Genomic DNA, 21,754 nt, shown 5'->3' with positions numbered 1-21,754 from the left:
AATTTGTAAAGATAATCAAAAGGCGATGAAATACATCATCGCCTTTATTTTAACTAGTCAATCCAAAACGACGACCAGTTGTTATTTATTGCTTAGCTACTGCTGGAATTAGCTTTTCCCCTTTCCTTTATTGTTACCTGGTCCAGAGGAATCATCCATGCTGATAGAAACTGTAGCAGTCGCCGTCATATCTCCATCACTGATGGTATAGCTAAAACTGTCGCTGCCTTTAAAGTTTTTGGCTGGCGTATATAGCAGCTGCCCATTCGTCGTTATTTCAACCGAACCTTTTGACCCTTGGGTTACAGAGCTAACAATCAGTGTGTCACCATCCGGGTCGCTGTCATTCGCTAACACATCGATTAGAGTTGCTTCTTTAGCCGATAGTACAACAGTATCGTTAACGGCAACCGGTTTGCTGTTAGCAGGGTTAGTTATTACATAATTTACGATCACATCGCTGCTAACACCGCTGTCTTCTGAATCCTGAGCATAAATAGCAATACTATATGTACCATCTGCCGCCACTGTCGAAGAAGTTACGTCCAGTTGTACTGTTGCACTCTGCCCAGACGCCAGGGAAACACTTTTACTACTGCTGTTCCAGCCAGATGGTACGTCAGCAGATAGCATATAGGTTTTAGCGTCACAATCCGTACTATTCTGGTTCGTTACAGTCACGTCATAGGTTACTGTACTTCCGGATGTGACATCACCACTATTGGATGACACAGATAATTTTGGTGCAGACTCCGTACAAACTAGTTCCGGTGCGGCTACCGTATAACTACTTTCTGCGCTACTGTTGTAAGCAAGATCAGCAGTATTATATGTATAAGCTATTACTGGATATACACCTTGTTCAGCGGTAATAGCTGACGTCACATTTAGATTAACGGATACCGACTGCCCCGGTGCTAACGTCACCGTGCTAGCGTCTGAACTCCAACCATCTGGGACACTAGGAACAACATCCACTGTTGCTGTGTCACAACTACTACTATCATTGCTCGTTACTGTCGCGATATAACTAACGGTAGTACCCGCCGAAAACTCTCCACTCTGTTTCGCTGACAAAGACACTGAAGGATTTGCCAGAACGCACTGCTCAGCAGGAGCTTCGATAAGATAACTTGCTACAGCACTGCTACTAACGCTGCTATCTGCACTATTTACAGCATTAAATGTAATGTCATAAGAGCCATCAATAGCCACCTCTGAAGAGGTTACTGCTAGAGTCAACGTATCAGTTGTTCCAGGAGCCAGTTCAAGTGTTGTCGCTGTGCTCGACCATCCCTCTGGAACAATCGAAGATACATCGTAAGCTGTTGAATCACAGCCATAACTATCATTATTGGCAACCGTTAGGTTATAACTAATTGTGCTACCTGGCGCTACAGCGGAACTTTCACTCGACATAACTGATACAACTGGATCAGCATAGGTACAAGTTGCTTCAGTAAAACTAACATGAATGCTAGCGCCTGTCGTATCAGCCCACTCCGTAGAAATAGTGATACCCGCAGCAGCGTCAGTAAAACTACTACCCACAGGTAAGGCTGCATCATCAGTATCAAACAAATTGCTTTGTGGCGTCATATCAAGGAGTTGACTTCCACGCGAACTAGATTCCGGAGAACTATGAATTACAACACCGCTTGTAATTCCTGGTTTCGTACTAAGAAAGTCATCAAACCCTATCGCCTGGCGGTATTCAACATAATACCATTGCTTCTCGCCCGTATTAGGATCAACGCCACGCGGAACCTTTACCCCTTTCACAGAGCCCAATAATGAAGTTTCATAAGGTTCAATAACATAACTACCATCAGTATTCGCTTCTACGATGTTCTCCAAATCAGTAGATAGCCAACCGAGCTGTTCCTTATTAAACGCGTTGAAATGTCCTTCAACTCCATAAGCTCCCATAATGTCCATATTGTCACCGTATGTTACTGCCAGACAATCATCACCGATAATATTGTCTTTACAGTTAAGGTATTCAGCATGATGTAAGCCAAAGTTATGGCCCATTTCATGACCAATGGTATTCATGGTAAACGAGCCATTAATATAAGCACGCGTTTGCGTTCCACCTAGAGTTCCCATCCCAGTCCAACCGCAACTATCATTTTTCGGGAATATATAAATCAGGCGTGTATAACTGCTTACATCAACCCCACTCTCTTCGGCCATTTGCTGCGCACTGACATGGATATTCCACGAATCACAGGTAGAGTCTATTGGTAACGTGTAATACCCGACTACCTCACCCTTAAGCCAAGTTTGGCCATCAGAGTTCTCTTTGTAGAAGTCATTTACTTTACCAAAAACTAAATCTTGCGTTTCTGACGTAGTCCAAGGCTGCTGTATGTTGTCCTGAAAGTTTAACAACATGACTAGCGTACTCTGTTCCCCAACCGTGCTTGTTTCTGCAACACTTGCCGTTGTGGTTGTTGAAGAGCTATCCTGAGCCAGCAAGGATAATGACTCCTGCTCTTCACCTAGCACCAATAAGTCAGTGCTTTCGTCACTGTCAGTGATTTTCCAACCGCGAAGGCGAACTTTTGTACCAGAATGAATCGATCTGAATTTAGATAGAGAAGCGCTGTTGACCTTTACAAATCCCTCAGTGGTTTTTAGTACATGCAGCAGGCGACTCTTACTGTGATCTTCATAATCCTCATAGAAAACTTCAAGCTCACCTTCAAGCGTTCGCTCTTGCTCCAATAAGCCTAGCACTTCTTTAGGAATGCCTTTGCGAGATTCTGCTTTCAGAGCAACCTTTGAAATCGCACTAGGGTCTGACAGAGACAACTCGGAAAGTAGCTCTTGACGGCCATTAGCAAGAGAAATCATTTGTTCTAAATAGCGATGTTTGTTTTTCGCCGACGCGCCACGATAATCAGCCATCGCCTGCTTTAGTGCGTTGGTATTATCTTGTGCCTTTTGACGTTTCCCCTTCATCGCAGATGAAACTGATTTTTCTTCTTTAATCACATGCCCATGATGGGATTCATGTGACTGTGCTGTCGTGTTAAATGTCAGAGATAAGAGGCCAATAAGAGCCGTTGTTGATAGTTTGATCGTATTGGATCTATCAACGTTAAAATGGGTATTAAACATACTTAATTTCTTATGTATTTTTATCTTTGATTCTTAATTTTTACGCAGCATAAGTCCGCAATCATGAAGATTGTTTGATAGTTAATTAGCGCACATAGCTAGCCTAAACACATGAATTTCAGTGCATTTAGAAAAATTTTTATATTAAATATTAGCAATAAAATGCTAAAATTATAGCCCCAAAGATATCTAATAATTAGTCAATAAGACGCGATGCCTTTCAAAAACTCAAAAAGCAAAACTCTAAAAGAGTTGTTTATTATTTAAGTTAAACTTGCATTAGTAACACAAGACAAATTATTTATTCGTATGCAATAAACCTACCCCTCTACCCTATATTGTTAGTCACTGGTTGATTTTTGAATGTAAAATCCTACAAACAATGTGATTAAATTTCAATCAAAAATATACAGATTTAGTATCGAGCTCAAAAATGATCACTTAAGACATGAATATATAAGGATATTTTTAACAAAAATCGAACTTCATCAAAAATATGAGATTAAATTAATATTAATCACCTAGGCTGATATGACTTTTTAGCTTTCGATTTGAAAAATAAGGATTTATTTTTCAAAAGTAGAAACTTGAAAAAACAAATGATAATCATCTATGATTTAAGGAGTTGAATGCATATGGTTTCAATTCAACACCAACCTATTCACCTCTAAGCACAACACTGTTGTAGCGTGTCAATATAAAAGTAAATACTTAACTCATTTATATAAAATAAAAAGGCAACCATATTTGGTTGCCTTTTATTAAAATTAAATAGTGTTATTCCTCTTTATCGCTGTTCGATAACTGCTCTAATAACGATTCAAAAACTGCATACTGCTGCGCACCTACCAAGATTTGTGGCGCTACAAGTTGATCATTCTCAACACGACCAATTAAGAAGCTTGGTGTGCCACGGATACCCAAGGATTTCCCTAAGGTCAAATCTTGCTCAACCTTTTTAGCAATGGATTGATCCTTGATGCATTTATTAAATTCTTCCAAGTTTAAGGATAGGTCTGTGGCTGCTTTTTGATAGAACTCCTCTCCTAAATCTTTGATGTTGCTGAACAGCAAGCCTCGCATAGGCCAGTAGGCATTTTGTTGAAGGCTGCATGCAGCCGCGATGGCTGCGCCCATGGCTTTTGAATGAAAACTTAATGGAAAGTCTCGCGCAATATATTGCACTTTACCAGTATCAATATAATTAGTTTTTATTTGTTTAAATGTACTATCAGTAAACCGTTTACAATAAGGGCATTGGAAATCAGAGAATTCTATAATTGCAATTTTAGCTTCACTATTTCCGAGAAGAGGGCGTGTACCATCTTCGGTAAAGTTTGGTTGATTCGGCAAAGTAGGTCGTTCTTTTTTTGGCGGCTTAAATGCCAAATCTTTCATTTCTTTTACTTCATTATTTAACTTCCCTACTTCTTTGGTTAGTTGACTTATCTCTAGCTTTAAAGATTCAATTTCTGATTTCATCTTCTCGCTTTCATCCGGCTGACAGCCAATCAAAAGCGGTAGTAACATTAACGGTATGATGACTCTTACTATTTGTATAAACATCTTACGCCCTCAATATGAAACAATGCAAATATGATATTCGCACTTTTGCTTTCCCTATCAAAAGATTTGCTGATACAGCATTGGCGCAACAGCTTATTAAAAATAAATGGCTAAAATTAAAACCACGATAAATAACAATAAGCTACCTATCCTGACCAAATATTATTATTTATTACATCCCAATAAAATGCTAACACAGATGATGAAACAGCAATTTCTTTCAAATTGCTAAGAAGTATTGTAAAGGAGTCGCAAGAAGTCAATTTGGTCAATAACATTGTAATAGGAAGGCTGTATATACTCATCTTATAAGACAAATATCAGTTAAGGGCATGTTATATAAGTGATTATTACCTATTTAGAAAGGTGATGATTTATTTGAATCACTTTAATTTATATGTAATATCAACCTATACATTTAATCTTGATATGTAGTTATAATTACTTGGCAAATACTGCATGTGAGGAAAATGCAGTATTTGCTCTCGGAGTCAGGCTTTAAACACAGCAGTTACAGTTGCGCTTGTAGCGGTCCATTTTACCTATACCTGGGTTAAAGGTATTGGTCGGATCAAGTTGGTGGTAGAACTTTTGCAACGAGTTTTCTGCTTCATATAGATGCCCTACGTTGTGCTCGGCTGGGTATTTCGCACCACGACTGTTTAAGTGCTCCAACATCAGGTTCTTCATCAACTTAGTGTCAGTGCCTTTCTTAAAGATATAGTCTTGATGGAAGACATAGCACATAAAGTGGCCATAATAGAGAGACTTAACCAGATTCTTAGTCACCTCTTCTGGTAGCGTCTCTAACCAATCCTCATCGTTGCGTCGCAACGCGATATCTAGAGCAACAATATCTTCAACTTCATCACGGTGAATGGTTTCGTAACGAATTGCTGCACCTGCTGCTGCAAAGCGATGTAGATACGCTTTCTTGCCCTCTTCTGGCGTACATTCGAAGAAATCACTATCGTGCTCAGCCGCCCAAACTTCTATGAGGTATTTCTGCGCTTCTGCAATGCCGCCATCGCTCATTTTGAGTACAAGATGGTGTTCGTACTTATCACGGTATTCCAACATGCGCTTAGGAAGGTGCTGTGGGAATAACTTGCTTGCGTAGTAGAGAATAGTATCTGGCAGGTATTTACTGACTAAAGGTACACGCTCTAAGAAGTTTTCAACCTTAGCTTTGAGCGAGAACATCTTAGGTAGATTATCCGTGCCTAATAAATCGATAGATAGGAAGACATCTTTACCGTATTTCTCCGCCATGTTGAAGATGTCACGGTGAAGGTACTCGCCCATTTCTGGCAAGTTTTCAAACTGCGTAAGGAAATCTTTTCTGAGCTTGGTGAGCTTATCTGGATCATTAGTACCTAAATAGAACACCTGCTCTTTCTCTGGGATTGGATAGCTGTCAACTCGAACAGCGAACACGCCCAGTTTACCCGCACAGCCACTCGCCTCGTACAGACGACGTTCGTCGGCATTGAAGCGCGAAGGGATATCAGAGCTAACGTCGCGGACACGTTCGTCATACTCTTTGTCCGATGCCATGCGCTCATCATGAATCACTTTATCTGGATCGAAGTTACCATCTTGGATGTTCTGCAAAATCTCTTCAGGTGTCGAGCCTAATCCTTCAATACCAAGGTGGTTAACAAGATTGAGCTTACCGTCTTTATCGACCTGAGCGAATATGGCTAACTCAGTGTATGCCGGACCACGTTTAACCAGGGCTCCGCCAGAGTTGTTTGCAATGCCGCCCACCACAGTAGCGCCAAGAGAAGAAGAACCAATCACAGAATGTGGTGCTCGATTTACCGCTCGCAGCTCTTTTTCTAGCGAATGTAAACTTGCTCCCGGAAGGCAAACCGCTTGCTTGCCACCGTCTAACAGATAGATTTGCTTCATCTTGGTAATATTGATCACTACGACATCGCGGTCATAATCACTACCACTTGGCGCAGAGCCTTCAGTAAGGCCGGTCTTGGCCGCCTGCATGATGATGATGCAATTGTTCTCCACACATTGTTGAATCACTTTCCACTGCTCTAGCAGAGTATTAGGGAAAACCACCGCCAATGCCGTACCGCTTCCAGAGCGAAAACCGCTGCGGTAATACTTGGTTTTGATTTCATCGGTAAGGACGTTTTCTTCCCCGACAATGGTGACAAATGCGTCGATGAGCTGCTTCTGTTTCATATCCGTATCTCTAGTTATTATGCCCAACCAATATAAGTAGTCCGAATCTGAACGTCCATTCCACTAAAGTCAGATAACTACGCCCAAGTAAAGCAAACCACAATAATCATTCATAAATTCAGTCAGTTACACTTTTCAAAACCACAAATTCAACAAAGAAACTTATCGTTTCCAAAAAGAAACAATAGCAAAGTACATTGTTAACAAATGTGCACAATATCGAAGAACAAGAAAATCAAAAAGGCTGGCAAGGCTTTATATTCCTTACCTTGACAGAATGCTGAGTCAAACCAAAAGCACAACATGTGAGTGCCGATACGTTATGGCAGCGTTATATAGCTGTGACATTGTAGATCAATAAAGAAAATAGGCGAATGGTAGAGTTTTGGATTCAGCGATGAGCCCTATCCAAAGGGTGGTTCATGCCTTTTGAGTAAAGTGGCCAGCTAGAATTGATGGCTACGATTTTGAAAGCACTGATAAAGATGTTCTATAAAGATCTTGATCTTTTCTGGCTGCTGACGTGTATATGGATACACCGCATAGATGCCTAAGCACTTGGCAGTTTCGTCTTTAAACAACTGAATGAGCTTACCTTGCTGCAAGTCTTCATAAACCAGCACACGAGGTACATAAATAATGCCTTGCCCTAGCAAAGCGACATTACGTAACGCAGACGAGTTGTTGGTACATAGATTTCCATCCACCTTAACCTGATAAGCTTCATTATCACGTTTGAAAGCCCACTCACGCGCCCCCGTCTCTTGATAGGCGTAAACCAAACAGTTGTGCTTGGTGAGCTCGTTCGGCGTTTTGGGTTTACCATGTTTGGCGACGTACTTGGGCGATGCACAGACAATCCAGTTTGCATCAACAAGCTTACGCGCTATAAGGCTTGAATCAGGCAAAACCCCTGTACGAATTGCAAGGTCAAAACCCTCATTGACGATATCTGCAAACCGGTTGTCCAGCTCCATATCAATATTGATATCTGGGTACGCTTGGTTGAACTCAGAAATAACCGTAGGAAGGATGAGCTCACCAGAGATGGTAGGCACCGTAATCTTGATATTGCCAGATAAACTCTTACCTAAGCCAACAATCGACTCTTCTGCGGTAACGACGGCTTGATAGACACTACGTGCATGTTCGAAGAAGGATTGCCCTGCTTCTGTGAGCTTGAGCGTGCGCGTTGTGCGATACAGTAGCTGAACGCCAATCTCCTGCTCCAACTTGGCAATACGCTTACTGACGACCGACTTAGTAAGCTCCATTTGTCTTGCAGCTGCGCTGAACGAACCCTGTTCAACTAAATGATAGAAAATGATGTAATCGTCGGTATTTCTCATGTGTCTTCATTGCTTCCTTGTTGAAGAACATATTGTAAGTCGCTTTGAAGCCAAATGCAGATCGGAAAGTCACACTTGTGTGATTACATCCGATTATGGGCTGATAGAAATTGAGAGGGAACCACACAACAGATACAAAAAAACCAGCTTTCGCTGGTTTGATGTTGATGCTCTTCGCATCTGGATACCGCCGTTGCCATACCCATAATTTGGAGCGACACACGAGGTTCGAACTCGTGACCTCAACCTTGGCAAGGTTGCGCTCTACCAACTGAGCTAGTGTCGCAAAATGGAGGCGCCTCCCGGAATCGAACCGAGGTCCACGGATTTGCAATCCGCTGCATAGCCACTCTGCCAAGGCGCCTTTATTTTCAACGCTTCAGAGCCTTGCCCCGTTGCGTTGGTTGCTACTTTACGGATTCAGAAAATATAGTCAAACAAAAAACTGTACTTTCCTGTCTGTTTGCTTTGTTTTAAACCAATCCGATGTTAATTCGACCTAAACCGTCCAGATTTACTCGTTTTGGTTTAAAGCAAATCAAAACAGATAGACAAAAGAAAAGCGGCAATCGGTGCCGCTTTTGTATCTCTATTCTCGCGATCAACCGTTGGCAACGCGTTTGAACAAGCGCCCCACTACATTTGGATGGTAAGACCAAGTGTGGTCGAACATCGACATTAACGCTGGGTTTCCGTACTTCGACAAGCTAATAGCATGGAAGCGGTTCTTCTTCGCTTTTAACGCATCGACTTTTGCAAGCAATTCATCTTGCTGCTTTGGCGCAATGAAGTCTGAGATAACGACCATGTCGGCGTTTTTGTATTTGTCGCTGCTCATCAAATCGATGGATTTAATCAACGTTGGCTCCAAATCCGTACCACCATGGAAGCTGTAAGTTAAAAAGTCGGCAGCTTCACGTAAGCCATCCTGACGAGTTAGCTCGTAAGTAATGTGCTCAGTGGAAAAGATGATCACATAACAATCACGTTGCTCCGCCAGAGCGATTTGCATCAGTGCATAAGCCATAGCCTTAGCACATTGCTCTGGGAAGCCACTCATCGAGCCTGACGCATCAACACAAACGATAAACGGCCCTTTTTCAACGTCCACCGCTTTGTGATCTGGTTTGTGCGCCTTGACTTTACGCAATGTGCGAGACTTACCTTGCGTGCGGTAGTTCATCAAACGTTTATCAACCAAATGCTTGTAGAACACCACTTCCAGTTCTGGATACGCCAAGAACATGGTTTCATTCGGTAGTAATTTGTTGAGATCGTCACTTTCGTGAATACCGACGATGTCGTCGGTCGCTTCGTCACTCTTTTCCTCGACCATTTGCAGCTCTTCTGCTGGAGCACGGTTGAGGTCTGGATCATTCACTTGCCCCGCCATGCGACCAAGTTGTTCAGCGATTTCTTGTAAGCCTTTGTGCTTTTTAAGGAACTCTGCGTGACGCTTCATCACGGTTAAGTCAGTTTTGCTCAACTTGGCTGACGCCATATCCCACAAGCGCCCTACGCTTTCTTCGTCACCAGACTCCGTCACTTTATCCATGCTACGCATGGTTTCCATACGCTGGTAAAGATCGTTGAGGACTTTTTCTTTGTTCTCTTCAAGCTCAGAGACTTGCGCTTGCTTAATGGCCTCAACAAGGCTTTGATACCACTGGTCACAGAAGTAATGAGGGAACATTGGGTTATTCACGCCCTTGTTCTTCTCCATCATGCGGCGTGCTTGCATGTAAAACGCCGAATGCCATTCAAGCTTCTTGATTACGTCATCAATGCGTTCAAAGAACTCTTCTTCATCCCAATAAATAACTTCTTGGTAGAGCGCGAGTTCTTGTTGGAAACGTTCTGTCTCACAGACTTTCGTCATGCGCTTTTTTACATTGCCACGCCACTTTAGTAGATGACTTTTAACAGAAGATTTCATACCTCGATTCTCTGCCATCATCATGACTTGTGAACGTGCCATTAAATCGTTAACCGCACTATCAATGATGCCAGAGTCCGCCACCATGAGCGCTAGGTTGAGTCCGTCTGCACCTAACATGTCGTCTCCTTAAGAGAAAAACTGATGTAAGTTTTTAAAGCGTTGAATGATCTTCTCGCTTTCACCTTGGATAGACTCAAGTCTCTGGCTCACCTGTTGCAGACTCGACTCCATTAGACGTGGTAACTCTGGATCCACGAAACTGTGTGGCAATGCGCCATGGAAGTTGGCTTTAACCTTACGCATGTGGTGCTCAGCTTCACTCAATTGACTTACTGCTTTCTCGCTTTCAGCCAACCATTTTTGGTAAAGCTCAACGTCTAAACCTTGTTGAGTCACTAAGCTCACCAACACACCGCGGTTTGCAATGTCACGGATCACAAGGTTGTTTGCCGCATCGACATCGAAGCGTAGACGGCACATATTGGTGTTTTGGTTCACGTAGCCATACACATCACCATGACCTTCTTTGATCACTCGATCCAGTTCATCTTTTGGTATGTAGACCCAACGGCTGTCGCCCTTCTCTGATTCGGAAACCGACATGTTGCTTTGCAGAATAACCAGCTTAACCAGATTCACTGCTGCGCCTACTTTGTAGGTTTTTGCTTTAGAGGTATCAAAGCTCATGGTTTCTTTGCGAAGCAGACCTGTTGCCGCTTCTGCATTTAGCGTCATGCGATATTTGTCTTCAAGTTCATGTTGAACATCAACCAAAGATTCACGACAGTATTCGATCTCTTGCTCTGCTTCTTGCTGGTCAAAGGCATGTTTTAGTGCGAACTCTTGAATCACACCGCGAACGACATCGCGTGACTCAGGGCTGTTCCACAAACAATCTTGAAGTAGCAGAAGATCAAGTGGGTTGATTTCGTCGCGCCCATTGAAGAACGCACTTGCTTTAAGCAATTTGACCGCTTTCTTCCAACGGCGGTCAGAAACGTACATATCTGTTAATGATGCGTCGCCAAACTCAGACTCAACTTTGGTTTCCAACATAGTTTTTAGTTGGAATAGCTTTTCGAATGCGTTGTCCGTCAGAGTGAGTTTGTCGAGCTGTTGCTGCCAGCGGTGGTATTCTTCGTCTGTGATCGCCAAGCCTTCTGGAACTTGCGCTTCTTGAGACGTACCCACTGTCAGCATGGATTTGAAATTCTGTTTGTCCTGAATGCGGTTTACAAATACGCGCACTAACATACGGTCATAAAGTGCGTCCAAGCCGCTGTCTTCGTCTGGCAGCTCGTTTGATGCCGAAACCAAAAGTCGCATCGGTACACGTTCGATGTCACTACCATTCTTAAACGTCTTTTCATTCACAACGGTCAACAACGTGTTCAAAATTGCAGGGCCTGCTTTCCAGATCTCATCAAGGAAAACCACTTGCGCCGTTGGCAAGTAACCTTGAGTAAGACGGACGTACCGGCCATTATCTTTCAGCTCTTGAATACTCAGCGGACCAAACACTTCTTCTGGTGTTGAGAAGCGAGTCATCAAGTACTCAAAGTAGCTACTGTTATCAAATGCTTGGATTAGACGTTTGGCAATTAAGCTTTTTGCGATACCAGGAGGCCCCAAAAGGAAGACGCTTTCACCGGATAAAGCAGCAAGAAGACATAGTTTGATGGTGTGTTCGCGCTCGTAAACGCCGTCGGTCAATGCTTTCGCCAGCTTATTGATGCGCTCTGAAAGAAGGGCTTTTTCAGCATTTGATGCAAAAGATGGTTGTATCATACGAGCTCCGGCTTCTAAACATCGTTTGTATATTTAATTTTATACATTTGTTATCACTTTGTTACAAGTGCATTTTTTAGTGAATGTCACTTATATCAGACCGTTTATTGACGCGCGCGCGAGCAAACAAAGTTTTCATTTATGGGAGTTAACTCACTGAAAATGCAATCGCTTTCGTATCTAGACTTCATTTTCTACTTTTGTTTCACGTCAAATATGGTTAATGTTCCAAAACACTCTCTATTCTCGGAGAGGTCGTCTTCAAAGCAGAGCTACAAACGACATGAGCAAAACAATTCATACCTGGAAGCAAATTTCTTTGGTTGAAGAAGAAATTAACCTTCCAACTGGTCGGATGATTACACATACCACTATCCAACACCCCGGAGCTGCCGTTATCTTACCGATCACTCCTGATGGCAAAATCGTTCTTGTTAATCAATTCCGCCCCTCTCTTAATAAATGGTTGCTTGAATTGCCTGCTGGTACACGGGAAGGCGATGAAGAGCCCTTACATTGCGCCCAAAGAGAGTTAGAGGAAGAAACGGGATACAGCGCCGAAAAATTCACATCGCTTGGTCAAGTTACCCCTCTTGCTGGTTTCTGTGATGAAATCCAGTACTTGTTTGTTGCAGAACAACTGAACAAAACCAATCGATACGAGTGTGATGATGACGAAGTGATTGAAGTGGTAACATTGTCACGAGAAGAACTCGAACAAAAAATTATTCAAGGCATTATTACCGATGCCAAAACTATCGCTTGCCTAAGCAAAGCTCGTCTTTGCGGTTATATTTAGGTCTTTTCGACCGAGGAGAGAATTATGGACTTTCGATCAGATACCGTTACGCAACCTACCCAAGCAATGCGTGAAGCAATGTTTACCGCTCCTGTCGGCGATGATGTGTACGGTGATGACCCAACCGTTAACGAGTTAGAGCAATTTGCTGCTGAGCTTGCGGGCTTTGAAGCGGCAATGTTCACAACCTCTGGCACGCAAGCAAACTTACTTGGCTTAATGGCGCATTGTGAGCGTGGTGACGAATACCTATGTGGGCAGCAAGCGCATAACTATAAGTACGAAGCTGGCGGCGCGGCGGTACTCGGCTCTATCCAACCTCAACCGATTGAAAACAACCCAGACGGCACTTTGCCGTTCGATAAGTTAGAAGCCGCTATCAAGCCAGATGATGCGCACTTTGCACGTACTCGCCTACTTAGTCTAGAAAACACCATCAACGGTAAAGTGATTCCTCTTTCCTACCTCGCGGAGGCTCGTGAGTTTGTGAACAAACATAACTTGCAGATGCACCTAGATGGCGCTCGCGTATTCAACGCAGCCGTTGCGCTTGATGTTCCAGTGAAAGAGATTGGTCAGTACTTTGATTCAATGACCATCTGTCTGTCGAAAGGTCTGGCTGCCCCTGTTGGTTCACTGCTGCTTGGTAGTAAAGAGTACATCGCAAAAGCACGCCGCCTAAGAAAAATGGTCGGCGGTGGTATGCGCCAAGCGGGTATTCTTGCTGCAGCAGGCAAACTTGCTCTTACCGAACAAGTGGAACAGCTGAAACAAGACCACATCAACGCAAAAACCTTGGCGGAGGGTTTAGCGGAATTGCCTGGTTTCTCTGTTAATCCAGAATTTGTTCAAACCAACATCGTCTTTGCCAAGCTTGATCCACAAGTGGATATCGCTGGTATTGCAGAAAAGATGAAGGAGCGAGGCATCACGATTACGCCAGGAAACCCAATCCGCTTCGTGACGCATAAAGATATTTCGGCACAAGACATCGATACTTTCCTATCTAGCCTTAAATCTATGCTTTAACTTGATTTTGATCATTGAGCTTCCCCTAAGGGGAAGCTTTATTCTATCTCGAAACCAATATTTTAAATTCGAGAACTATCCATGTTTAGATACGTGCTTCTGACGTCTCTTATTCTCTCTTCCTCTGTTGTGGCGAAACCATTCGGTGACGCAGAAAAAGGCAAACTCAAATCACCAAGCTGTGTCTATTGTCACGGCTCGAATGGCATAACGACTAACGACGTTTACCCTAACCTAGCTGGCCAGAATGCTCAGTATCTGTATGATTCAATGAAAGCCTATCAAGACGGGCTTCGTTTAGGTCCTTTGGCAGAGATGATGGCAGCCCAATTACGCATGTTGAATGATGAAGATTTACGCGATGTTGCTGCATTTTATTCACAGCAGACACCTCATTCAGAAAAGTGAATAGTTATGGGACTTGTGAATCGCCACAAGTCCTAACTCCGTTTTCATTCACACAACATCTCACCAAAACAATTAACCATTAAATCATTGATAAACAACCTAACCCTCTCCAGATCAAATTATTGATGAATTTATAGTTCGCAAACTCGGTTAACATTGACTTTTTATTCTATTTTATCGATATTTCATGCTTTCTATAATTCGACGTGAAATAGGTTATGTCCCACACACACGCTCAGCCATCGGAATCGGCGGCAACCCCTAAATCATGGCAGATGCCTGATACCCTCATTTTGATCTTCATTGTTGGTATTCTTGCTGCGATTCTTACCTACTTAATTCCTGCTGGTCATTTCGATAGCCAACAGGTGACGTACATGGTCGACGGTGCAGAAAAAACTCGCACAGTTATCGATCCATCTTCTTTCTCTTATGCAACCGACGAAAACGGTGAATTGGTTTACAACAAGGTTGGACTGTTCGCTTCAGGCGGTGGCATTGGTCTAATGAACTTCCCATTCGAAGGTCTGGTTTCAGGCTCTAAATGGGGCAGCGCGATTGGCGTTATCATGTTCATGCTGGTTATTGGTGGTGCTTTCGGCGTGGTAATGCGCACAGGCACAATCGACAACGGTATCCTTCGCCTTATCGATAAGACCAAAGGTAACGAAGCGCTGTTCATTCCAGTTCTGTTCTTGCTGTTCTCTTTGGGCGGCGCAGTATTTGGTATGGGAGAAGAAGCCGTTGCATTTGCGATTATCATCGCGCCACTTATGGTTCGCCTTGGCTACGACGGTATTACCACGGTAATGGTGACCTACGTTGCAACTCAGATTGGTTTCGCAACGTCTTGGATGAACCCATTCTCGGTAGCGATCGCACAAGGCATCGCTGGTATTCCCGTTCTGTCTGGTATGACTGTGCGTATGGGTCTTTGGGCTGCGTTTACCGCAATTGGTATTGCTTTCACTATGATCTATGCTGCACGTATCAAAGCAAACCCTGAGCTTTCTTACAGCCGTCGTACTGACAAATACTTCCGTCAGCAAGAGCTTGGTGACCACGACTCTCGTTGGAACCTAGGTGACACGCTGGTTATCCTTACGGTTATCGCAACGACGGTATGGGTCGTTTGGGGCGTAGTGGCTAACGCATGGTACATCCCAGAAATCGCGTCTCAATTCTTCACTATGGGCTTTGTCGTTGCGATTATCGGTACGATCTTCCGTCTGAACGGCATGACGCTAAACTGCGCGGCTGACGCATTTAAAGAAGGTGCAGCAATCATGCTTGCTCCTGCTCTATTGGTTGGTTGTGCGAAAGGTGTATTGCTTATCCTAGGTGGCGGTACTACTGATGAAGCGAGCGTACTGAACTCGATCCTGAACAGCGCTGGTGGCGTGATCAGCGGTCTTCCTGACGTTGCTGCGGCTTGGTTGATGTATGTTTTCCAATCTATCTTCAACTTCTTCGTGACTTCAGGTTCTGGTCAAGCAGCACTAACAATGCCTCTATTGTCTCCTCTTGCAGACATCGCTGGCGTTACACGTCAGGTTGCGGTTCTAGCATTCCAACTTGGTGACGGTTTCACTAACGTTATCGTTCCAACTTCAGCGTCTCTAATGGCAACACTGGGTGTGTGTCGTATCGACTGGGGTGACTGGGCGAAATTCTGCTGGCGCTTTATGCTATTACTCTTTACCCTATCGAGCATTGTCGTCGTCGCAGCTCACGTGATGGGTTTTGCGTAAACTGATTACCAAATAAGTAACAAGGCGAGACAAGTTCTCGCCTTTTTTAATTCAAGCCGTATGGCAAACAAGCATCGAAGTAAGATGTTTTGGAGTGACAACTTTAATGGCAACACAATTTCTGGATGACGTGGTTCAAGGTCATCAAGTCATTCAATCTCTTGACGTAACAGACTTGCCTGCAGGCGAGCATAAGTTTTGGTTCCGTATCGCAACTAACGCCCTATCTCAATGGCAACATTTGCCTGTGTTGGTTTTCAAAGGCGAAAAACCGGGTAAGAAAATCATGATCACAGCAGGTGTTCATGGTGATGAATACAATGGTGTTTTAGCAGCTCAAAAGACCGCTCGTGAGCTGATTGGTAAAGACATCGCAGGTACTGTAACTGTCGTTCCGACCATCAACCTAACTGGCATGCTGAACCACAGCCGTGACTTCTTCTCTGCAGATCCTGATGCATCTCCTGCAAACTTAAACCGTTTCTTCCCTGGGGATGCAAACGGCAACGAAGCAAACCGCTTCCTATTTGCTTTGTGGAATAACCTTCTTAAGCCGAACGCAGAACTGGCGATTGATTTGCATACCCAGACCAGTGGTGCTGCGTACCCGCTGTACGTATTTGCCGATTTCCGTATCGAGCAATCTCTGGAAATGGCTCGCCTTATTAACCCAGATGTGATTCTTAACGATCCGGGAGACGCTGGTGTACTTGAGACCGTCTGGAACAACAGCGGTATTCCGAGCATCACCATTGAAGTAGGCATGGGGCGTTACACAGAACAAGAGCTGATCAACCGTACTGTGACTGGCATCTTCAATATCCTCGCTCGTCATGACATAGTGACTGGTGAAGTTGCAGAAATCACTCCTTGCACAGAAGGCAAAGACATCATCAGCATTCGCGCTGAATTGGGTGGTTTTGTACTGCCACAAGTGAAGATGATGGATAAGGTAGAGCAAGGTCAATTGGTTGCGATTCAATACGACAGCTTTGGTGATGAAATTCAGCGTTACACGGCGCCAACAGAAGGCACGGTGCTGAGCCACAACATTGAATCGATCCGCGCACCAGGCTCTTTGGTTGTTCGACTAATTAAGTAATACCTTTGAATTTAATAGTTCCTAATTTCAGTCTGTTAGACTCAAACCAATAACACAAAGCCCTGCACAACTTGCAGGGCTTTTCTTTGTTATTCTCTTCACCATTTCTTCAGTTAGACTTTGCGTGACAATGTCACCAATAAAACCAAAGCTGCACACGACATAAGAACAAATCCAAGGTTTTGGATCATTCCAGCCAAACCTAGACCCGAACCAATCATCAAGTAGTACATTAATCCTAACACTGCCCCGGCACTACCTGCTTGTTGCTTGTAATCCACTAGAGCAGAACTCAGCACATTTGGAATGGCTATACCAAATGACATAACCACGAACAGCATTGGCGCTAAGAACCAAACCGAGTCTTGAAGCATAAACACACCAAAGCCACCGATAGCCAAGAGTGTTGATGCAATCCAAAGTAGATTCGTTTGAGAGCGACCTTTTGCTAACAATGATTTGTTCATCAGACTACCGATTAACGTGCCAATGCCCAATATCACACCACTGTATCCGAACTGCTCCGAATTTAGTCCTAGTTGTTCAAAGGTGAATGCGCCCAGTTGGTAGTATGCGAACAAAGCAATGTTGTAAAGCGCAACCAACAATGCAGATTGCCAGATTTGAGCGTCTTTCAACATTCGTCCTAGCAAAGAACCGATCTCTAATGGCTGCTTCTGAGTTTGTGTTTCAGGCAGCTTTACCGCGTTGTAGCACAGCAGTACAAGCGCCATGATAAACAAAGCAAAGAAGACAAGTTCATAGCCACCGAGTGCTGTTAACTGACCGCCGATCAGCATGCCAACCACAGGGCTAATAGAAATCCCCATACCCATTACGCTGAATACTCTGCCTAGCTCATCACCAGAAAAACTGTCTCTTAACATGGTTTGTGTCACGACTGATCCAACCGCAATACCAAAAGCACTGCACGCTCGTGCCAGCATTACGACATCAAAGCTTTCTGTTTGCATAGCGACCAAAGCAGAGACACCGTAAACCAACAACCCCGCCAACATGGTTGGGCGCCTTCCCCACTTATCTGCCAAGATTCCCCAAACCACCACGCCAATAGCAAACGCAGAAAAATAGATGGATAGGGTTTGCGCCGCTTGGGAATACGTCACAGCAAACGACTGAGCAATATTGCCTAGTGCCGGGCTGTAAATGGTTTCCACAATTTGGGGAAACATCAGCATAACTACCATCAACCCAATAGAAGGTTTCGTTTTCATTTTTACCTCTCTGTCCCACTCCTATAGATGTTTACGTGGGTAATGAACTTAACTTGGAGTGTAGTATAGAAGGCGTTATGCTTTACCCATTAACAACATTAAAACCAAAAACATTAAGATTCGGACAAATGGCAATTATTGACGATAATACTCGATTTGACGCGGACGCGATTGCCGCGAGTGTGGTTGGCATTGCAGCGGATGTTGGCAAACATGATTCGGGAATGCACGAACACCAGAAAGGACAACTGCTCTATGCGCCACAAGGCTGCATGACGTTCGCACTCGATAACTCAATTTGTATCTTACCTCCAACTAAAGCGGTGTGGATTCCGCCGCATACTTCCCACAGAGCCGTCATGACCAACGTTGTTGCGTACCGTTCGCTCTATTTCGATTGCAGTAAACACACTTGCCCAGATGATATCGTGATGATTGAAGTGAACGATCTTTTAAAAGCACTGATCGACAAAATGGCATTATGGGAGTGGGATATTGAAGAAACGAAAACCCAAGCAACGAGCGCTTTGTTTTGGGAAGAGTTTTACCAAGCGAAGCAATTTGAGTTCTCTTTACCCTTGCCCTCTGATAGGCGTTTAACTGGATTTCGCAAGGCGATGACCAAGTGTGATTTTATAGCACCTGAGTTAAACCAACTTTCCCAAACCGTTGGCGCGAGCAGCAAAACCATCACGCGCCTATTCAAGGCTGAGACTGGGATGTCTTATCAAGATTGGCGTCAACAATGGCGACTGCTTAAAGCTATTGAACTCTTATGTGAAGAAAGACAAGTCAGTGATGTTGCACATTGTCTGGAATTCTCATCAGATAGCGCATTTATTGCGTTCTTTAAGAAACAAACCGGACAGACACCACTGAATTTTATGAAACACAGATCGTTGCTATAGGCCGATTACGTCGTGTTTTATTTGGTTTGGTCTACGAGAATTAATTCGTCCAACGCGAAGCCTTTATCTTTAGCTACTTGTTTGAAGCGCTCAATCGTTGCTTTATCGACGGTTGGTGTGCGTGACAGCAGCCATAGATAGTCGTAATTGAAACCAGAGATAAAGGCGTAGTCGTAGTTCTCGCCTAGCTCAAATACGATGTAAGACGAATAAAACGGACCGAAGAAAGACACTTTTAAATGCCCTGTATTTTCATCATCAACGAAATACGCTTTGCCGTCAGCTTGCGTCCATTCTTTATCTTCTTCTGAATAACCTCGGTTGATAACCGTTACGCCACCATCCTCACGGCGCTCGTATTCAGCCGTCACATTCGATAGACCGCGCTCAAAAGAGTGATCAAGGCGCGCAATTTCATACCACTTACCTAGATATGGTTGAAGTTCAAAGTTGTTGACCGGCTCCACGCCATCCGGTTTAGACGTACAGCCAAACAACGTTGCAAGGGACAAAAGTAAAAATGTTTTAAGAGATTTCATACAGCAACCTGAAATTAAACTAGGGTCTGTTGACCTTTTGCGGTTAAATTTTGTTCGAGATAAAAGCGTTTTAATCGCGGCGAGAGGTTTGTAGCCTAGTTATTCTAAGCAAAATCCTCTCAACAAAGAGTAAAACGCTTTTAGCCGAACCCTTCGGGCAGCGTTTGTGGCTCCTTTCTACTGCGTTATCGGCTTATCAGGTAGGGCAACTACATTTCAAAGCCTCTGCCACTTTCTTAGTTTATAAAGAAGGAAGAACCCACAAACTGCTGCAAAAATCAGCTCAAAAGGTCAACAGACCCTAATGCCTGATTTTACTATAGAAGATAAGAAATCGATCAAAAACGAATGTACCTAAATTCTCCACAGGACAGTCCTACGTCTTGGAAACCTTGCAGTGCTTCAAACACATTAAAGTGGCTCACGACGACAACCTTTCGATATTGACGGTAACGCTCCAACACCAACTCTGCCCGCGCTTTTAACTCGTCAACATGTTCGTAGCGGGTATCAGTCATTGGAATACCTGCTTTTAATAGCTCTCGATATTCGTGCCAACGTCGGTCTCTTTCATTTAACGTAATGTAGCCACCATCTTTGTCAGCACGCCACTCTCTTAAGTCATGCTCGATAAACAATGGTAACCCGCGATGGCGATTGAGAATTTCTGCAGTTTGAAGAGTACGCGTATAAGGTGAGCTGATGATGATATCAGCATCGTCAAATACTGCATGATTGAGTTTCTCCTGCAACGCAGGCAAATGTTCTCGACAAAGTGGCGCATAGTCCTTCTCAAGTTGGGTCATCTGCCGCTCATCCGCTAACGTAAAATCTGGCACGCCATGCCTTACGAATACAATGTCCATATTGTGGTGCTCGTCCTTGTTAAATTGCTATTGAGAAATTGGAGTCAGTTTTAGATAGGAGTGCACTTCTCCATTTTTGTATTCAATCGCAGAGTGGATGGAAGGTTTACGATTTCCCACAACAGAGAGCTCATAAGTGTTTTCTCCTTTGTAGATGGTGATATGAAGTACGCCAGCCTCTAGCTCCCAATGTCCTTTGGTGTGAAGACGTCCAAACAAGGTGTATTCATCAAGTGAACCATCCGCATGCAAGTGCACCTCTGTGATGTAGCCACCTGTGCAGCTCTTGATCCAGCAACGGTCTCTCACCTCCTCCAAGCGTACTTCTCTTTTGCTTGCCTTCCATTTTGAGAAACGTTCGGACTCCGCAAACGACGCTTCGATATCGGAATGTTCTTTGATGGGCGCACCTTCCAGCTCGCGAAAGCAAAGCTGAATCCAATTAGTTATTTGCATGGAATGTCCTCAAGGTTTCAATTGCCCTTTTTACGCCTAAACGCGGGCTGCTTAATACTGGAATGTCGACATCAGCTAATGGTGCCGCACCTGACATCGAAGCTTGTGCTAATACTATTACGTCATAATCACGAGCTTTCTGCTCTATTACCGCTTTGATCTTGTCGTAATAGCCTTGATTATCTTGATCGAGAAAGCGTTCCCATGCACCTTCAACCACAAACGTATCTAACTGACAGATACAATTGCCCTCACTCGTCTCAAGTAACGCCAAGCTCGGCTCTATCGTTGTCGATAATGCCGCAAGTAACAACACTCTCTCATGAGTTACGGCTTGATCACCCATTGCGCGGTCGATACGCTGAACATTGATTCCCTGCTCTGTAAGCGACTCAGCAAAGCGACCAATTGAAGAACAGGTGCAAACCACCAAGTTTGCTTGCTGCGAAAGTTCGCGTACTTTGTCTTGTACTGATTGCTTCACCTTAGACTCGTCCGCCCCAGCAACCAAACGTTCCAACAAGTCAGCATCGGCAAAGTGTGCGACTTTTAAATCAGGTGCGAGCTCTGTCATCAGTTCGGAGAAAGGTTGAATGTGTACGGGTGAAGTATGCAGAAAATAAAGGTCGTATGGCTTCATGCTAAGTTATCGATTTTTAGTTCACTTCCGACAACTTAACACAAGGCA

Annotated in this window: 17 protein-coding genes and 2 tRNA genes; 6 read left to right on the top strand and 13 right to left on the bottom strand. The window is 43.9% G+C overall.

Going from position 1 to position 21,754, the window contains the following annotated elements; translation table 11 throughout:
* Positions 1–108 precede the first annotated feature (108 nt).
* The 8 genes from BSZ04_RS08060 to BSZ04_RS08025 all read right to left on the bottom strand — a co-directional run bounded on the left by BSZ04_RS08060 (position 109) and on the right by BSZ04_RS08025 (position 11,973).
* On the bottom strand, positions 109–3,126 hold the full coding sequence (locus BSZ04_RS08060) for an Ig-like domain-containing protein (protein WP_088880116.1): 3,018 nt from the start codon (positions 3,124–3,126) through the stop codon (positions 109–111).
* A gap of 777 nt (positions 3,127–3,903) precedes the next feature.
* Complete coding sequence (locus BSZ04_RS08055; RefSeq protein WP_088880115.1) at positions 3,904–4,692, bottom strand: DsbA family protein; 789 nt, start codon at positions 4,690–4,692, stop codon at positions 3,904–3,906.
* Between the two features lie 498 nt (positions 4,693–5,190).
* Complete coding sequence (dld, locus tag BSZ04_RS08050) at positions 5,191–6,897, bottom strand: D-lactate dehydrogenase (protein ID WP_088880114.1); 1,707 nt, start codon at positions 6,895–6,897, stop codon at positions 5,191–5,193.
* 446 nt (positions 6,898–7,343) lie between these two features.
* Positions 7,344–8,246, bottom strand: a complete 903-nt coding sequence (locus BSZ04_RS08045; protein WP_010451650.1) for a LysR family transcriptional regulator — start codon at positions 8,244–8,246, stop codon at positions 7,344–7,346.
* Between the two features lie 210 nt (positions 8,247–8,456).
* Positions 8,457–8,532 (bottom strand) — tRNA-Gly (locus tag BSZ04_RS08040).
* A 4-nt stretch (positions 8,533–8,536) separates the two neighbouring features.
* Positions 8,537–8,610 (bottom strand) — tRNA-Cys (locus BSZ04_RS08035).
* Between the two features lie 237 nt (positions 8,611–8,847).
* Positions 8,848–10,302 carry an ATPase RavA stimulator ViaA gene (gene viaA / locus BSZ04_RS08030; protein WP_088880113.1) on the bottom strand — a complete coding sequence of 485 codons (1,455 nt, stop codon included), beginning with the start codon at positions 10,300–10,302 and terminating at the stop codon, positions 8,848–8,850.
* 9 nt (positions 10,303–10,311) lie between these two features.
* Positions 10,312–11,973, bottom strand: a complete 1,662-nt coding sequence (locus BSZ04_RS08025) for an ATPase RavA domain-containing protein (RefSeq protein ID WP_071235956.1) — start codon at positions 11,971–11,973, stop codon at positions 10,312–10,314.
* Positions 11,974–12,256: 283 nt separating this feature from the next.
* Between BSZ04_RS08025 and BSZ04_RS08020 the strand changes: the two genes are divergently transcribed.
* The 5 genes from BSZ04_RS08020 to BSZ04_RS08000 all read left to right on the top strand — a co-directional run bounded on the left by BSZ04_RS08020 (position 12,257) and on the right by BSZ04_RS08000 (position 17,062).
* A complete protein-coding gene (locus BSZ04_RS08020) occupies positions 12,257–12,772 on the top strand; it encodes an NUDIX hydrolase (RefSeq protein WP_010451644.1) in 516 nt (171 codons plus the stop codon).
* A 24-nt stretch (positions 12,773–12,796) separates the two neighbouring features.
* Positions 12,797–13,801 (top strand): low-specificity L-threonine aldolase, encoded by a 1,005-nt coding sequence (gene ltaE, locus BSZ04_RS08015; protein ID WP_088880112.1) that lies wholly within the window; start codon positions 12,797–12,799, stop codon positions 13,799–13,801.
* 81 nt (positions 13,802–13,882) lie between these two features.
* A complete protein-coding gene (locus BSZ04_RS08010) occupies positions 13,883–14,209 on the top strand; it encodes a c-type cytochrome (RefSeq protein WP_088880111.1) in 327 nt (108 codons plus the stop codon).
* 218 nt (positions 14,210–14,427) lie between these two features.
* The gene (gene yfcC / locus BSZ04_RS08005; protein ID WP_005426784.1) at positions 14,428–15,960 is read left to right on the top strand and encodes a putative basic amino acid antiporter YfcC; all 1,533 of its coding nucleotides are present in this window, start codon (positions 14,428–14,430) and stop codon (positions 15,958–15,960) included.
* Positions 15,961–16,066: 106 nt separating this feature from the next.
* A complete protein-coding gene (locus tag BSZ04_RS08000; RefSeq protein WP_088880110.1) occupies positions 16,067–17,062 on the top strand; it encodes a succinylglutamate desuccinylase/aspartoacylase family protein in 996 nt (331 codons plus the stop codon).
* Positions 17,063–17,175: 113 nt separating this feature from the next.
* Here the strand turns inward: BSZ04_RS08000 and BSZ04_RS07995 are convergent, their stop codons facing one another.
* Positions 17,176–18,297 (bottom strand): multidrug effflux MFS transporter, encoded by a 1,122-nt coding sequence (locus BSZ04_RS07995; RefSeq protein WP_088880109.1) that lies wholly within the window; start codon positions 18,295–18,297, stop codon positions 17,176–17,178.
* Positions 18,298–18,425: 128 nt separating this feature from the next.
* Between BSZ04_RS07995 and BSZ04_RS07990 the strand changes: the two genes are divergently transcribed.
* A complete protein-coding gene (locus BSZ04_RS07990; protein WP_088880252.1) occupies positions 18,426–19,205 on the top strand; it encodes an AraC family transcriptional regulator in 780 nt (259 codons plus the stop codon).
* A 17-nt stretch (positions 19,206–19,222) separates the two neighbouring features.
* On the opposite strand, the gene BSZ04_RS07985 is transcribed toward BSZ04_RS07990, so the two are convergent.
* The 4 genes from BSZ04_RS07985 to BSZ04_RS07965 all read right to left on the bottom strand — a co-directional run bounded on the left by BSZ04_RS07985 (position 19,223) and on the right by BSZ04_RS07965 (position 21,706).
* Positions 19,223–19,744, bottom strand: a complete 522-nt coding sequence (locus BSZ04_RS07985; protein WP_088880108.1) for a lipocalin family protein — start codon at positions 19,742–19,744, stop codon at positions 19,223–19,225.
* 338 nt (positions 19,745–20,082) lie between these two features.
* Positions 20,083–20,610: a histidine phosphatase family protein gene (locus BSZ04_RS07975; RefSeq protein ID WP_088880107.1), complete on the bottom strand. Its 528-nt coding sequence runs from the start codon at positions 20,608–20,610 to the stop codon at positions 20,083–20,085.
* Between the two features lie 27 nt (positions 20,611–20,637).
* Positions 20,638–21,066 (bottom strand): hypothetical protein, encoded by a 429-nt coding sequence (locus BSZ04_RS07970; protein ID WP_088880106.1) that lies wholly within the window; start codon positions 21,064–21,066, stop codon positions 20,638–20,640.
* Positions 21,053–21,706 carry an aspartate/glutamate racemase family protein gene (locus BSZ04_RS07965; protein ID WP_088880105.1) on the bottom strand — a complete coding sequence of 218 codons (654 nt, stop codon included), beginning with the start codon at positions 21,704–21,706 and terminating at the stop codon, positions 21,053–21,055. The genes BSZ04_RS07970 and BSZ04_RS07965 overlap by 14 nt, the downstream gene beginning before the upstream one ends.
* Positions 21,707–21,754: the final 48 nt, after the last annotated feature.

The organism is Vibrio rotiferianus, assembly GCF_002214395.1.
Taxonomy (GTDB): Bacteria; Pseudomonadota; Gammaproteobacteria; order Enterobacterales; family Vibrionaceae; genus Vibrio; species Vibrio rotiferianus.
This window is presented reverse-complemented; position numbering and strand designations above follow the sequence as displayed.

Excerpts from the sequence above, each read along its gene's own strand:
- BSZ04_RS07970 (WP_088880106.1), bottom strand. The coding sequence starts at position 21,066 with ATGCAAATAACTAATTGGATTCAGCTTTGCTTTCGCGAGCTGGAAGGT.
- BSZ04_RS08010 (WP_088880111.1), top strand. The coding sequence starts at position 13,883 with ATGTTTAGATACGTGCTTCTGACGTCTCTTATTCTCTCTTCCTCTGTT.
- BSZ04_RS08000 (WP_088880110.1), top strand. The coding sequence starts at position 16,067 with ATGGCAACACAATTTCTGGATGACGTGGTTCAAGGTCATCAAGTCATT.
- BSZ04_RS08020 (WP_010451644.1), top strand. The coding sequence starts at position 12,257 with ATGAGCAAAACAATTCATACCTGGAAGCAAATTTCTTTGGTTGAAGAA.
- BSZ04_RS07990 (WP_088880252.1), top strand. The coding sequence starts at position 18,426 with ATGGCAATTATTGACGATAATACTCGATTTGACGCGGACGCGATTGCC.
- BSZ04_RS07985 (WP_088880108.1), bottom strand. The coding sequence starts at position 19,744 with ATGAAATCTCTTAAAACATTTTTACTTTTGTCCCTTGCAACGTTGTTT.
- dld (WP_088880114.1), bottom strand. The coding sequence starts at position 6,897 with ATGAAACAGAAGCAGCTCATCGACGCATTTGTCACCATTGTCGGGGAA.
- BSZ04_RS08060 (WP_088880116.1), bottom strand. The coding sequence starts at position 3,126 with ATGTTTAATACCCATTTTAACGTTGATAGATCCAATACGATCAAACTA.
- BSZ04_RS07965 (WP_088880105.1), bottom strand. The coding sequence starts at position 21,706 with ATGAAGCCATACGACCTTTATTTTCTGCATACTTCACCCGTACACATT.
- BSZ04_RS07975 (WP_088880107.1), bottom strand. The coding sequence starts at position 20,610 with ATGGACATTGTATTCGTAAGGCATGGCGTGCCAGATTTTACGTTAGCG.
- viaA (WP_088880113.1), bottom strand. The coding sequence starts at position 10,302 with ATGTTAGGTGCAGACGGACTCAACCTAGCGCTCATGGTGGCGGACTCT.
- ltaE (WP_088880112.1), top strand. The coding sequence starts at position 12,797 with ATGGACTTTCGATCAGATACCGTTACGCAACCTACCCAAGCAATGCGT.
- BSZ04_RS08045 (WP_010451650.1), bottom strand. The coding sequence starts at position 8,246 with ATGAGAAATACCGACGATTACATCATTTTCTATCATTTAGTTGAACAG.
- yfcC (WP_005426784.1), top strand. The coding sequence starts at position 14,428 with ATGTCCCACACACACGCTCAGCCATCGGAATCGGCGGCAACCCCTAAA.
- BSZ04_RS07995 (WP_088880109.1), bottom strand. The coding sequence starts at position 18,297 with ATGAAAACGAAACCTTCTATTGGGTTGATGGTAGTTATGCTGATGTTT.
- BSZ04_RS08025 (WP_071235956.1), bottom strand. The coding sequence starts at position 11,973 with ATGATACAACCATCTTTTGCATCAAATGCTGAAAAAGCCCTTCTTTCA.
- BSZ04_RS08055 (WP_088880115.1), bottom strand. The coding sequence starts at position 4,692 with ATGTTTATACAAATAGTAAGAGTCATCATACCGTTAATGTTACTACCG.